At 64.6% G+C, this 13563-nt stretch carries 9 protein-coding genes; 4 read left to right on the top strand and 5 right to left on the bottom strand.

What is annotated here, in order from left to right:
• Positions 1-59: 59 nt before the first annotated feature.
• Positions 60-989, top strand: a complete 930-nt coding sequence (locus VPH46_RS10115; RefSeq protein WP_416610921.1) for an ABC transporter ATP-binding protein — start codon at positions 60-62, stop codon at positions 987-989.
• Positions 986-1747, top strand: a complete 762-nt coding sequence (locus VPH46_RS10120; protein WP_416610923.1) for an ABC transporter permease — start codon at positions 986-988, stop codon at positions 1745-1747. The genes VPH46_RS10115 and VPH46_RS10120 overlap by 4 nt, the downstream gene beginning before the upstream one ends.
• A gap of 238 nt (positions 1748-1985) precedes the next feature.
• Here VPH46_RS10120 and VPH46_RS10125 read toward each other — a convergent pair whose 3' ends face one another.
• Entirely contained in the window at positions 1986-3290 is a 1305-nt protein-coding gene (locus VPH46_RS10125) for a replication protein RepA (protein WP_416610925.1), read from the bottom strand.
• A 550-nt stretch (positions 3291-3840) separates the two neighbouring features.
• On the opposite strand from VPH46_RS10125, the gene VPH46_RS10130 reads away from it, so the two are divergent.
• Both VPH46_RS10130 and VPH46_RS10135 read left to right on the top strand, forming a co-directional pair.
• Positions 3841-5043, top strand: a complete 1203-nt coding sequence (locus tag VPH46_RS10130; RefSeq protein ID WP_416610927.1) for an AAA family ATPase — start codon at positions 3841-3843, stop codon at positions 5041-5043.
• Positions 5044-5299: 256 nt separating this feature from the next.
• Entirely contained in the window at positions 5300-6277 is a 978-nt protein-coding gene (locus VPH46_RS10135; protein WP_416611042.1) for a ParB/RepB/Spo0J family partition protein, read from the top strand.
• Positions 6278-6451: 174 nt separating this feature from the next.
• Here the strand turns inward: VPH46_RS10135 and VPH46_RS10140 are convergent, their stop codons facing one another.
• From VPH46_RS10140 to phoA, 4 genes are all read right to left on the bottom strand, one after another.
• The gene (locus VPH46_RS10140) at positions 6452-7540 is read right to left on the bottom strand and encodes a Ca2+-dependent phosphoinositide-specific phospholipase C (RefSeq protein WP_416610929.1); all 1089 of its coding nucleotides are present in this window, start codon (positions 7538-7540) and stop codon (positions 6452-6454) included.
• A 2-nt stretch (positions 7541-7542) separates the two neighbouring features.
• A complete protein-coding gene (locus tag VPH46_RS10145) occupies positions 7543-10173 on the bottom strand; it encodes a TonB-dependent receptor (RefSeq protein ID WP_416610931.1) in 2631 nt (876 codons plus the stop codon).
• A 236-nt stretch (positions 10174-10409) separates the two neighbouring features.
• Positions 10410-11846, bottom strand: a complete 1437-nt coding sequence (locus tag VPH46_RS10150) for a CHAD domain-containing protein (protein ID WP_416610933.1) — start codon at positions 11844-11846, stop codon at positions 10410-10412.
• Positions 11847-12085: 239 nt separating this feature from the next.
• Entirely contained in the window at positions 12086-13492 is a 1407-nt protein-coding gene (gene phoA / locus VPH46_RS10155; protein ID WP_416610935.1) for an alkaline phosphatase, read from the bottom strand.
• Positions 13493-13563 lie beyond the last annotated feature (71 nt).

The raw sequence follows: 13563 nt of genomic DNA on the forward strand, positions 1-13563 counted from the left end.
CAGGAACGGCTTTAATGCCCCCCTGCCCGCTCCTATCTACGCGCGGCAAAGGGGGCCTCATGCCAGAACCGATCCTCGCCGTGAGCGGCGTGTCCAAGACCTACAAGGGCGGCTTCACCGCACTCCACGACGTCGACCTCGCCATCAACAAGGGCGAGATTTTCGCGCTGCTGGGCCCGAACGGCGCCGGCAAGACCACGTTGATCAGCATCATCTGCGGCATCGTGACGCCGTCGACCGGGACGATCCGGGTTGCCGGTCACGACGCGATTAGCGACTACAAGGCCGCCCGGCGCCTGATCGGCCTCGTTCCCCAGGAGCTTTCGGTCGACATGTTCGAGACCGTGCTCGCCACCGTCACCTTCTCGCGGCGGCTGTTCGGGCGATCGGGCCACAGCGCCTATATCGAGCAGGTGCTGCGCGACCTGTCCCTGTGGGACAAGCGCGACGCGCGGATCATGGAACTGTCGGGCGGCATGAAGCGCCGCGTCCTGATCGCAAAGGCGCTCGCCCATGAGCCGGAGGTGCTGTTCCTCGACGAACCCACCGCCGGCGTCGACGTGGCGCTGCGCCGCGACATGTGGAAGCTGGTCCATCGCCTGCGCGAACGCGGCACGACGATCATCCTGACGACCCATTACATCGAAGAAGCCGAAGAGATGGCCGACCGCGTCGGCGTCATCAACAAGGGCCGGCTGCTGCTGGTCGACGACAAGACCGCGCTGATGCAGAAGCTGGGCAAGCGCGAGTTCGACCTGACGCTGGTCGAGCCGCTCGACGCGGTCCCTGCCGGCCTGGAAGCGTGGCAGCTCAGCCTGGTGAACGACGGCACCACGTTGCGCTACGTATTCGATTCGACTCGGGAGGACACCGGCATCCCCTCGCTGCTACGCGCGCTTGCGGACCGGCATATCGCGTTCAAGGACCTGGAGACCTCCAAATCGAGCCTTGAGGACATCTTCGTCGATCTGGTGGGAGAACGGGCATGAACCTGCACGGAATCTGGGCGATCTATCGCTTCGAAATTGCCCGATCGCTGCGCACCCTGTGGCAGAGCCTCGTCGGCCCGGTGCTGACCACCAGCCTCTACTTCATCGTCTTCGGTGGCGCGATCGGCAGCCGGATGCAGAGCGTGGAGGGCGTCGGCTATGGCAGCTTCATCGTGCCCGGCCTCATCATGCTCTCGCTGCTGACGCAGAGCGTGGGGAATGCGTCGATCGGCATCTATTTCCCGAAGTTTACCGGCACGATCTTCGAGCTCCTGTCCGCCCCCATCTCGGCCATGGAGATGGTGCTGGGCTATGTCGGCGCGGCCGCGACCAAGTCGATCGTGATCGGCGCCATCATCCTGGCGACCTCGGCGTTCTTCGTGCCGCTTTCCGTGATGCATCCCGCGGCGATGATCGCCTTCCTGTTGCTCACCTCGGTCGCGTTCAGCCTGTTCGGCTTTATCCTGGGCATCTGGGCCAAGAGCTTCGAGCAGCTGAACTTCGTGCCCATGCTGCTGATCACCCCGCTCACCTTCCTGGGCGGCAGCTTTTATTCGATCGACATGCTGCCGCAGCCGTGGCGAACGATCAGCCTGTTCAACCCGGTCGTGTACCTGGTGAGCGGCTTTCGCTGGAGCTTCTTCGGCAAGGGCGATGTAGACATCGCGGTCAGCCTGGCCGTGACCCTGGGGTTCCTGGTGGCGTGCCTCGCCATCGTCGCCTGGATCTTCAAGAGCGGCTGGCGGCTGAAGAACTGACCGTTCCAGTCGCGGCCCCCTCCCTGCTCTCTCACCCGGGTAAACGATCGCCGTATGGTGAGCGCTGAAGCTCGATGAGCGTAGGCGTTCATCAGGGGCTGCGGGGAAGATGAAGGATAGTGACTTCCCGTCGCTCCGCCTTAGATGCCCCCTGGCGAGGCATCGAAGGCGGACGAGACAAGTTCATAGGCGCGCGAAAACGACGAGCCGTTCGGGGAAACGGCTCGTACATCATCGGTCAGTCGTCGGGTCGCAGCGCCCGACGTTCGGCGTACCGGATCACGAACGCTTCCCAGACGCGAAGCCATTCGGCTTCCGTCCTCAGCTTCTTGATATCGGGAAACCCCTTCCGGAAGGCTGCCGCCATGTCATCGACCGACCAGGGATGCCCCTTGCTGAGCCCGATGGCGCGGAACGCCTTTTCGCGGTCACCATAGGAGAGAGTCCCTTCGGGAAAGGCGACGCGTGGCTCCCCGTCCTTGGCGCGTGCATCGCCCCCCCCTGCCCTTCCTCCGACCGATGATCTCGGAGCCTTTTCCGGAGCCGCTGGGCTCACGAGGCGAAGATGGGGGCCGACCAGCTTGCGCTCCATCGGAGCGGGAGACGGATGGAGGATGACCTTGCGACCGGAGAGGTCCACGTTCGCATTCGGATAGACCGCCGAGACGAGCTGCATGGTCTCCCGCACGGTTTGCCGGAAGCGCTTGCTATCGGCGTCGTTGCCGAGGTGCTTGGCCAGCTGATCCCATGAGATCACCTGTCCCTTGTCGGAGCTGATGCGAGGCAGGCGATAGGCAAGATAGGTATAGAGATCGAGTGCGGTCGGCGTCCCCTTCAGCTCCCGAATCGCCACTTCGTTGAGCGGAACCGCGTGCTCGATGAGGTGGCTGTAGAATACCTCCGACATCCGGATTTCGCGTGCGAAAGCACCGTTCTTGTCCAGCGACCCTGCGTACTCGTTGGAAATCTTCACATCGCGAACCGCGAACGCATTGTCCTCCGCGCCCGTGCCGTCCCAGCGGATCTGCCACTCGCAGGCGAGCAGCCGATCCACCTGCTCCCGCATGAGGTTCGCCGTACCCCGTGGGCCATAGGAGACGGTCTGGTATCCCAGGCGACGCATCCATTCGGTGAAGTTGCGCCCCAGATAGACGTCGCGCGACCGCTTCATCACGGCCTGGGAGAGCAAGTAGATCAACGCGACCCGCGGATAGGCGCCATATGGCACACCCAGGCTTCGCAGCACGGACTTGCCGTCCACGTTCTGCAGCACGGGCCGTGGGTTGATCGCAAGCGCGTACTTGCCGTCTTCCCGGACGATCGGCTGGGTATCGTCCTTGGGCCTTTTGGTCGGCAGCGACATCGCGCACAGCGCCGAGTGCAGGAAGGCAGGCACTGGCTCTTCGTCATGGACCCGAAGGAATGCGTCCAACGTACCCTGCGTGCCGGATGCAGTAGCCACTTCGCGAACGCGCGCCGCTCCCCCGTCGAGCATTGCTAGCGCATACTGATGCCCGATCGGCCTGTGCTCATCCCCGCTCATCGTCTCTGCCCTTCCCCGAATCTCGCGGGCCTCGGATGAGTCGTGTTCAACAGCTTTGGACGCCGAAATCAAGATGGTTGGCAGTTTGCGAGCCGATCTCGCGGCAAAACCTGCAATTCCACCGATGATCTCGGTGCTAAATGGGTGGGGACTGCCCTCGCATGCCCCTTGCCCCAGAAAATCATCAAAGCCGATTCGCGTATCGGTTTTGATACAGGGTTTCTTATTATAGGTTGGCGCTCCGAGATCATCGGTGGAATCGCACCGAGATCATCGCCCCTTCGCACCGACATCATCGTCTGGCACCGAGATCATCGGTACGCCCCCGAGCTAGTGATCTCACCTCGCCGTTTAGCCTGACCGGCCTCCGCCAGCGGCCATCTTGCCGAGGTTGCTAGCCCCCGTGGACCCCGCCTCCCGCCCGGTACGGGGACGGCGCGGTCGAATGTGCTCGCAGATCATCGGTCAAATTGTAACTTTGATGGCCGATCGTTGCTCGAAACTGCCAGGAAAGCTACGGACGGGTCGCACTCTTCAAAAGCGGATTGAAATGGCCATTGAACCTGCACACGTCCGGGATGAGGACTTGATCGAGGGCGGACTGGAGGTCCTTCATCGTAAGGCACTCACGATCCTGAAGCGGATCCGCGACAGTGCGATAGACCCTGAAACCGGGCAGAAGCGCGGCCCGACTTTCCCCATCTCCAAGGCTGCCAAGCTGGTGGGAAGAACCGCATCCGCGATCCGCGAAGCCGAACGGGACGGGCGTCTTCCGGAGCGTGGCCGGACCGCCTCCGGGCACCGCGTGCAATATACGCTCGAAGAGCTGGACCATATGCGCGAGGTGTTCGGCACCCGCCCCTGGCGGGATCCTGGCGACGTGCCGGCGATCATCTCGGTCTGCAACTTCAAGGGCGGTGTGGGCAAGTCGACGATCGCGCTGCATCTCGCCCAGCATTTCGCGATCGGGGGCTACCGGGTCCTCTTCATCGACTGCGACAGCCAAGCGTCCTCGACGATGATGTTCGGATACCGCCCGGACGTGGATCTGGGTGAGGACGACACGCTCTATGGCCATTTCCACAATCCGGAGCTGCTGGGGATCCGGAAAATCATCCGCAAGACCCACTTCCATGGCCTTGATCTCATCCCGGCCAACCTGCGCCTCTACAACCTCGAGTATGAGATTGCGGGGTATCTGGCGCGAAATCAGAACCTGGCGATCATCGATCTGATTGCCGAGGCGATCGACACGGTCGTGGACGACTATGACGTGGTCATCATGGACCCGCCCCCTGCCCTCGGCATGGTCTCGATGGCAGTGCTCCAGGCTGCGAACGCCATGGTCATTCCCGTGCCGCCGAGCTTGGTCGACTTCGCATCGACCGTGTCGTTCATCGACATGGCCAAGACCACCATGAAGCAGCTCGAAGAGCTCGCGGGCAGGGGGCGGCCGGCCTATAACTTCATCCGTCTCGTCGGCAGCCGCGTAGACGACAGCAAGTCCATGCACCGGGAGGTGCTGTCGATGATGCGTCAGGTGTTCGGCGGATCGATGTCGTCGTCGGTCATGGTGACGAGTGCCGAGATCGACAACGCCAGCTCCCGGATGAAGACGGTGTTCGAACTGGAGAAGCCGGTCACCTCCCATGAGGTGTATAACCGCTGCATGAAGCACCTGAACGAGGTGTGCCGCGACATCGAGCAGGATGTTCTGCGAACATGGGCAAGTAGGGCGGGGGATCAGCTTTGAGGCGCCGTTGCCACGTGGCAACGGTAGCAGGTAGCCGTCGCGCCTCTCGGACTGTGCCAATGGCCGGGCGTGTGGTTGCCACGTGGCAACCGGGATATAATTATGCATGTAAACAATAGCTTACGGCTTAGCGCCAGCGCGGATGGGCGTGCGGCTGCTGGTGGCCGAAAAGCTTATGGTGAGGATGTTGCCACGTGGCAACCAAGGTCTGGAGCTCGCGGCGTGCCGGCCGCGCAAGGTGGAAGGAACGAGCCGAATGGCTAAGGGAAATAGAGGCTTCGGCTCGATGTTCACCGAGAATCTCGACGACGAAAGCCAGCTGGACAAGTCGAGCCCGTCGGAGGGCATCATCGCGAGCCGCAGCCAGACGCTCGCCCGCATCGCGACGGGGAAGACCGTCGCCGATCGCACGGAGTGGGTCGACCCGGCGCGGTGCCGGCCCTGGAGGCTGCACAACCGCGATCTGGATCATCTGAGCGAAGAGACGTGTCGCGATCTGATCGACTCGTTCCTTGCCGCTAAGAAACAGCGCATTCCTGCAATCGTCCGCCGCTTGAAGGATGATCCGGATCATGACTTCGAGATCATCGCGGGTGTCCGGCGCTGGTGGACGGTGCAATGGCTCCGGGCGCACCACCACCCCGAATTCGACTATCTCGTCACGATCCAGAGCGTCAGCGATGAAGAGGCGTTTCGGATCTCGGACGTCGAGAACCGTTCGCGCAAGGACATCTCGGATTGGGAGCGGGCGAAGGAATATACGCTCGCGCTCGCCGAGTTCTACGATGGCTCCCAGGCGCAAATGGCGGAGCATCTGAAGCTCTCGCGGTCGTGGCTTAGCCGCCTTCTAGACGTGGCGCGCCTTCCGGACGAGATCGTCACCGCCTTCGCCGACACCCACGACATCACCGTCAGGATCGCGCGCGACATCAAGCCGCTGTCGAACGACCCCAGGGCGCTTACGCTGATGCAGGGGGAAGCAAAGCGGATCACGGAAGAACGTGCCGGCGGCTTGCGGTTCAGCGGCCCGGAAGTGGCAAAGCGGCTCGTTCGCGCAACCGTGGAGCCGACGCGGAAGGCGGCAGGCGAGAGGGAGGTTTGCGGGCCGAGCGGAAAGGCGATCCTGCGCTATGCCAAGGGCCGGGGCGGGGGAGTGACGATCAAGATTCCCGCCAAGCCTGCGGCAAGCAGGGCAGAGTTGCTGAAGGCGATCGAGGACCTGCTGCCGATCTGATCGGCAGCGGGGAGGTGGGCGCCGGTTCCTAGACGGCCCCGCGCGCAGGATTGGCTGCCAGGGCCGGGACTCGTCCCTCGTGCCCTGGCGCCACCTCTGTGACCGGAGCGGCTCAGCCGCCGCCACGGTGCACACTTCTGGCAGATATGAGGGGCTGCGCCTTCCTGCTTACCGCTAGGGCACCAGTGAGCATCCCTGCGACACGCGCACCGGGTTGCACCGCGCCATCGCACCTTGCGGCAACGTAACCGTGAAGTTCGTGCGCAGCGGGTTCGGCGCTCCAGGATAATAATCGGTGCTAACGGCTTGGGCGCCGCTTGCCACGGCCGCGTCGGCCTTGCTGTAGTCCCGCCTGCGCGCTTCGACGGTGTTGGCATCGGTGCGGGTACGGACGACGACGCCCTCGGCGACCCAGTTGCGGATCCTGTCGCCGTCGACCAGCGGGTCCTGGACGATCTGGATCGCGGACTCGGGCTGGTCATCCGGATACCAGCCGAACATCGCCCGGCCCGCGAGGGAGGGGTGGCCGGAGCGGTACAGCTCGGACACGGCGGCACGGACATCGAGCAGCACGTAGATCCTGCCCCGCGCCGCCGACAGCGCTGGCCAGCCGCGGCTGCGCACTGCCTGGCGCAGGGTCGCGCTACCCCCGCGCACCTCGTCCGGTGTGATCAGCCGCCTGCCCGGCAGCACCGACCTTATTTCGGCATCGAGCGCGTCGAGCAGCTCCGGATTGTCGAGGGGCAGGGGGGTGGTGATCCCCGGCCTGTCTGAGGGTGTGTCCGCAGCGTTGATCGTGATCATGATCGGCAGGTGATCGGGATGGGCGCGCGACCAGCGATCGACCTCACTCAGGCAGCGCACCAGCGTCGGGCAGGTGCTCAGATAATCCACATCCGGGATATGGAAGACCTTGAAACCCGGCTTCAGCATTGCGCCGCGATCGAAACCGGTACGCTCACCCGCCGCACGCGCCCAGGCTTCGCCCTTCGGGTCTGCGTAACGCCCGCCCCGCGGGTCGGCGAAGATGTCGAGTTCGAGCTGGCGGATGCCTGCGTCGAGCTGCTGCGCGAGTGGCAGGTGATAATAATCGAGCCCGTCCGCCAGCTTCGGCTCGATTGCCCGGATCTTCGCCATCACTGCGGCAGGGATGCGCGCCTTGAAGCTGTTGTGCGACCCCACGGTCTGAACGTCGTTCATCGCGCGGGGTGCCGCGCTGCCGCCGACAACCAGTGCCGCGGCTGCAAGAAGGAGTGCCTTCACCCTCAGAACTCCGTCCGCACGCCGAACAAGATGGTGCGGCCCCAATAGTTGATCTCACCATAACGAAGTTCATCGTCATTGTAGCTGTATTGCTTTGCGCCAGCGATGTTGATCGCTTCCAGGCTCAGCATCGTCTTTTTGCTCAGTCGGTACGAAAGGTTTCCGTCCAACGATCCAAATGCATCGACATAAGTCGGAGCCTGGGTCGTGCTGCCGGTGCCCGCGAGATACTTGTCCCGCCACACGTAAGAAAGTCGCGCGGAGAAGGGACCGTAGTCATAGAAGCCGACGATGTTGAAGCTGTTCTTCGAAAGACCGATCAGCTGATCCTCGATGGGCCGGGCGCCGGCGGTGTAGTTCGCCTCGACGGAAGTGTGGGTGTACGAGGCCTGTACCCCCAGGCCGTCGAACGGCGCGGGCAGGAAGTCGAACACCTGGTTGTAGGCCGCTTCCAGTCCATAGACCTTAGCATCGCCTCCGTTGACCTGGGTGCTCAGCAGCACCGTGCCGCGTCCCGGGATCTCGACGTTGATGTTCTGGGCGGTGATGTAATCGTCCATCCCCTTGTAGAACAGCGCGCCGGTGAGCGAGCCCTTGCGACTGAAATACCATTCCAGCGACCCGTCGAACTGGGTCGCGAGGAACGGCTGCAGTTCCGGGTTGCCGCCGCTCGCAGTCGGCGCGTCGGTGGAGACGCTGATCTGCGGGGCGCTTTGGGTGACGTTCGGCCGGGTCAGCACGCGACTGGCCGCAAGGCGCCCCACCAGGGTCGGGCTGAGTTCCGCGCGCAGGTTGAAGCTCGGCAGCCAGTTGTTGAAGGTTTGCGGGAAGCTTGCCGGCGTCGGGGCGGTGCCGATGGTGAGCGTGCCGCTCGCCACTTGGTCGGTATGCACGTATCGCACGCCCAGGTTGCCGGTGACGTCGATCCCGCCCAGTACAAAGCCGTAATCGGCGCGGACATAGCCGCTCGCGGTCTCTTCGGTGACGACATAGGAGGCGCGCTGGTCGGCGGGGGTGAGGGGCGCGTTCGCCACCGCATCGGTGAAGAAGGCGTCATAGAAGGCGCTGGTGATCGGCACGACCCAATGGCGTGGGGCGTTGCCCGACACGCCGCTCAGGAAATTATCGAAGGGCATTGCCTCGTAGCCGTTCGGCAGGCTCGTCAGCGGGGTTCCGGCTGCCGGCGTCACGTTGAAGTCGCGGCGTCGATAGTCGCGCTTGCGCCAGTGATATTCACCGCCGACTGCGATCTTGGTCAGGAGGCCGCTCATCTCGCGACCCACGTCCAGGCGCGCGTAGGTGTCCCAATCCTTGCTATTCTTGGGCGCAATGTTGAACGGGTAAAGGACGTAGTTCGCAGGGTCAGTGACATCGACCGGCGTGGTGAAGGTCGGGATCACCTTGTATCCGCCCGACGCATCATAGGTGAGCGGCGCGAGGAACATCGCGCGGCTGCGCACCGTGCCTTCGGCATAGCTCGGGTGGAAGCTGTGCGCGTACGACCAGTTGACGTTGCCGGAGATGTCCCACCCCTCGGGCCGCCAGTTCTGCTTGAGGCCGACGGTGATCAGGTCGTGACGGTTGAGGCTGTACTCGCGCGAGGCCATGAAGCGTACGTTGTTGATCGTCGCCCCGACCACGGTGTTGCCATCGAGCTTGACCGAACCCGGCACGATCGAGGTGCCCGGATCGTCCGGGTAGATGTCGAGGCCATATTCGTCATAGGCGATGTCGAGCCGGGTCGCGAGCACGTCAAGCGTCGTCTCCAGTTCGGCTGTGGGCCGCCACTGAGCCGAGACGATGCCGGAGAGGCGCTTGCGCTCTTCGGTCTCCACGGTCGGACGGGTTCGGGTCGGGGTGTAATAGCCCCTGCCAAGGTCTGCGACGAACTTGTCGAGGTTCCAACCGGCCTGGTACCAGCGGTCGTTGCGGACCTCCTTGCCCCAATATTGCCCGCCGATCAGGACACCGAACGTCTCGTCGGCGGTGGTGAAGCTGGTGAGGCCGGTGGCGTTCGGCTTCACCTTCTCCGCCAGCGTCGTGTAGGTGCCCCGCAGGTTGAGCGTGGTCTTGGTCCCGATATCCAGCGGGTGGAAGGTCTTCACGTCGATGTTTCCGCCCAGGGCGCCTTCCGTCATGTCGGCGGTCGGGGTCTTCACCACGTCGATCTGAGCGACGAGTTCGGCCGGCAGCATCTCGAACCGGAACTGACGGCCGTTGGCGCCGCCATTCTCGATCAGGTCGTTGATCGCGATCGAGCGGCCGTTCAGCAGCGTGTTCTGGAATTGCGGTCCCAAGCCACGCACCGTGACGTACAGTCCTTCTCCGCGCGGGCGTGTGATGGCGACGCCGGAGACCAGTTGCAGTGCCTCCGCGACGTTCTGAGCAGGGAATTTGCCGATCTCGGTTGAGTTGATCGAGTCCACGCCAAAGGGCGCCTGCCGCTTCGTTTCCGTGGCTGCGGCCAGGCTGCGCGCATAGGAGCCGGTCACGACGATTTCCTCCGGCTCCGCTTCGGTCGCGGCCGGCTCGGTCTCCCCGGGGGTGGTCTGCGCAAGGGCGGGCTCGATCAACCCGAGCGCAAGCAGGGTAAAGGGCAGCGTGGCCCGAAGCGGGCGTTGGCGTAGCGACATCTCGTAGATCTCCCCCTCCGGCGCGGCAGCGTCGGCGAGGTGCCTGTGGGAGCGAATTGTTGCGCGGGGAGGGCGTGGTTGTTACGCCAAAGTTACGTTCGTGCGGCGTTGAAGAGGCACCTGAACGCGCAAAGCCGCTGTGACGGCCGAGAAAGGCCTCCGGTTGCGAGGTGCCGGAGGCAGTGTAATGCCGAGGACCTTCTCAGGTCACGCAAGCAACGCTCGGCTCTCCTTGCCTATAGCCAGAAGCGTTTCGCATCCACGAGCGCATCATATGCCTCTGCGGCGGCACCGATCAGCGCCTTTCTCTTCCCCTTTCCCATGAGTGCGTCGGCTTCGGGATCGTCCCCGATTCCCAGCCTTGAGATCACCTCCGGGGCGGTAGCGAGGTCGTTCAAGGCGCCAAGCTGGTCCTGCAGCTCCTCGAGCGCCCCGACGAAGTTCTGATAGCGGCGGCGCCTCGCTTCAAACAGGGCCGAGAAGAACTCGCTCGCATACCGCAGCTTCTTGGCACTCTTGCGGAGCTCATGCCGGGTTTCATCGTCCATCTTCGCGAGATGGCGGCCCTGCTTCTTCACCGCTTTCCGGAAGCGCTCCAGCGCCGTGGCCGCGAAATCCCGTACCGGTTCGTTGCGACGGTCCTGCGTGCTGGCGGCCAGCAGCCAGGGGCCATCGGTGAGCCATTGCGTCAGATCCAGCATGAGCCGGCGCACGCGCCCTGAGCAGAGCGCAGTATCCACATGGGCATAGGCGTCTTCGCGCGCCGTTCGAATCCGGTCGTGCAACGCTCCCGCGGGGGCGCGGTCGAGGAGCACGTCCAGGTCCCGTGCATGTCCCAGTTCGCCCGCCAGCCAACGCAGGTCCTCACGGAATGGGTCGGCGCTGGAGTCGACGGAAAACAGCGGCTTGAAGATCGAGAAGGCAGATCGAAGGCGGCGCAGCGCGACACGCGCCTGGTGCAGCGCTTCCGTAGTGGGGTCGGCGAGGAGGACAGCCTCGTTCAGCCGGAACTGCCGCAGGCATGCCTGGGCGATATGCTGGAAGGCCTGAGCAGCGGTCATCTCCGCATCCAGCGCGACCGGCTCGGCCTTGAAGACCGAGCGCACGGGCTCCGCCAGACGATAGCCGCGCTCCGCTTTGGTGAGGACGCCAAGCCGGACGGGAACGATGTCGTCGATCTTCCTGGCCAGGGCGAACAGCGCGGCGGGCGCGCCCTCCTTCAGCTCCAGTTCCAGTTCGCAGATCGCATCCCGGCGATCCCCCCCGAGAACCTCGCCGCGATCGAGCACGACCTCGATCTCGGCGTCCTCTTGGGTGACGACCCAGGCGCGGCGTTCGACATGGACCGCGAACTGCGGGGTGATCGCCTGGATGCGGTTTCCGAGCAACGCCTTCACCGGCGAGGTGTCGTCCAGGATCGGCGCGTCCCCGTCGACCGGCGTCTCCCATTCGGATCGTGCGAACAGGCCCGTGTTTCCCGCACCGTCCGCTTTGACGGTCTGGATGCGCTCGTCCCCTGCTGCGCGAATCCGCAAGGAGACTCCGGCTTGCGCAAGGTCCTGCTCGGGCGTGTCGTGATAGACCGCCCGCATCTGGCGGATCTTGGGGGTCTGGGGCAGGATACCGGCTGCTTCCAAAGCATCTGCGGCAGCCCCGGTCAGGTCGAGCTTCAATTCAACTTCACGCACCCGGAACTGCCCTTTTCGTTGAAGTCGGTCCTGCGACGTAGCCAGGCGCGTGCGACTGCGGCCCCGTCTGCTGCTGAAGCGACAACGACGCGCGTGCGGAATTGTGCCCAGCACAGGAGGGCAGGGGGGCAAAGGACCGTTCGGTCTGGGTGAGCCCGCGTGCCGCCGCGCGGGGGCAGCCTCCTCCGCTGCCGACCGGCGACGCGCGGGCCGGCAGAGAAGCCTTACCGCAAGCCTAGCGCGTCGCGGATGATGTAGTGGAGGTCGGTCTGATCGAGCAGGCCGCTCACGTTCACCGCACGCGGGCCATAGGCGGCGATGCGCAGCTGGGTGCCGGTATGCCCCTGGGAGCCTTCCTCGGCAGTGCCGTAATTGACCGTCATCACGCCACCTTCGCGCGTGTTGATTGCGGCGGTCAGGCCCGGCGCACGCGTGCCGTTGCCGACGATCTGGCTGGTGTGGGCATGGTCGGCGGTAACGATCACCAGCGTGTGGCGGTCGGCCTTGGCGAACTCCAGCGCGACCTGCACCGCCTCGTCCAAGTCGACGGTCTCGCCGATCTGACCGCAGGGGTTGGCGGCATGGTCTTCCTTGTCGATCGAGGCACCCTCGACCTGCAGGAAGAAGCCCTTGGGCTTGTCCTTGAGCAGCGCGATCGCCTTTTGCGTCATCGCCGCCAGCGTCGGGGTGGTTGCGGTGCGCGCGGCATTCGGCTGGCAGGTGACCGCCGGCTTGTCGAGGTTGCCGTGGAAGCTCGCCTTGGGTCCGGTCCAGCGCACCGGCATGTTGCCCGGCGCGAACAGGCCGATCAGCGGCTGCTTGTCGTCGGCGCGGGTGACCGCGTCCAGCTCGGCGGCGGTGCGCACCACGCGGAATCCGCGGGCCTGCGCCTGCTGGAACAGCGTCTTGCCCTTCCACTTGCCGGCCTTTGCCGCCTCCTCGAAGCTCTCGGCGCCGCCGCCCAGCACGAGGTCGGCGCGCGTGTCGAGCAGCTGCTCGGTAATCGAGCCCGCGCCGCCATTCTCCAGCGCGTTCTGCGGGCAGCTCTTGCTGGTTTCCGCCGGGGCGAAGCAGTTGCGCTGGAGGACGTGCGCGATCTGTGCGCCCGGCGTGGCATCCTGGATCGCTGCGGTGGAAACGTCGCCGGTGGCATAGCCTGCCGTCTTGGCGCGCTCGATCAGCGTCTGGTGGGGCTTGCCGTGGATGTCGACCCCGATCGCGCCATTGTAGCTCTTTACCCCCGATGCCCAGGCGGTGGCGGACGCGGCGCTATCGGTGACGTAGTTCGGTTTTCCCGTCTGCCGGTCGAGCGAATAATGGGTGTATTGGCCGGTGAAGGGCAGCGCATCGATGCCCTTGAAATAGCCGCCAGCTCCTTCGGCATAGTTGCGCGCGACCGTGATCTCGGAATCGCCCATGCCGTCGCCGATCAGCAGGATGACGTTGCGCACCACGCCATCGGCGCGGAGCTTCGCATAGGTCTCGCGCATGTCGCCCGGCAGCCGCCGCGCACCCCCGGGCTCACGCACGTCCCCGCGCGCCGCGCGCGACAGATCGGGTGCTGCGTCCTGGGCGACGGCGGATTGGCTGGCGAGGGCAGCGAGCGCTGCGGCGACGATGCGCGTTTTCATGATGGGGGTACTCCGGGGAAGAAACTGAGCAGGCATGGCCGCTCCCCCGCCGCCACCGCGACGAGGGAGCG

The sequence above is a fragment of the Sphingomonas sp. MJ1 (PH-R8) genome, assembly GCF_048058635.1.
Taxonomy (GTDB): Bacteria; Pseudomonadota; Alphaproteobacteria; order Sphingomonadales; family Sphingomonadaceae; genus Sphingomonas.

Excerpts from the sequence above, each read along its gene's own strand:
- VPH46_RS10115 (WP_416610921.1), top strand. The coding sequence starts at position 60 with ATGCCAGAACCGATCCTCGCCGTGAGCGGCGTGTCCAAGACCTACAAG.
- VPH46_RS10120 (WP_416610923.1), top strand. The coding sequence starts at position 986 with ATGAACCTGCACGGAATCTGGGCGATCTATCGCTTCGAAATTGCCCGA.
- VPH46_RS10125 (WP_416610925.1), bottom strand. The coding sequence starts at position 3,290 with ATGAGCGGGGATGAGCACAGGCCGATCGGGCATCAGTATGCGCTAGCA.
- VPH46_RS10130 (WP_416610927.1), top strand. The coding sequence starts at position 3,841 with ATGGCCATTGAACCTGCACACGTCCGGGATGAGGACTTGATCGAGGGC.
- VPH46_RS10135 (WP_416611042.1), top strand. The coding sequence starts at position 5,300 with ATGGCTAAGGGAAATAGAGGCTTCGGCTCGATGTTCACCGAGAATCTC.
- VPH46_RS10145 (WP_416610931.1), bottom strand. The coding sequence starts at position 10,173 with ATGTCGCTACGCCAACGCCCGCTTCGGGCCACGCTGCCCTTTACCCTG.
- phoA (WP_416610935.1), bottom strand. The coding sequence starts at position 13,492 with ATGAAAACGCGCATCGTCGCCGCAGCGCTCGCTGCCCTCGCCAGCCAA.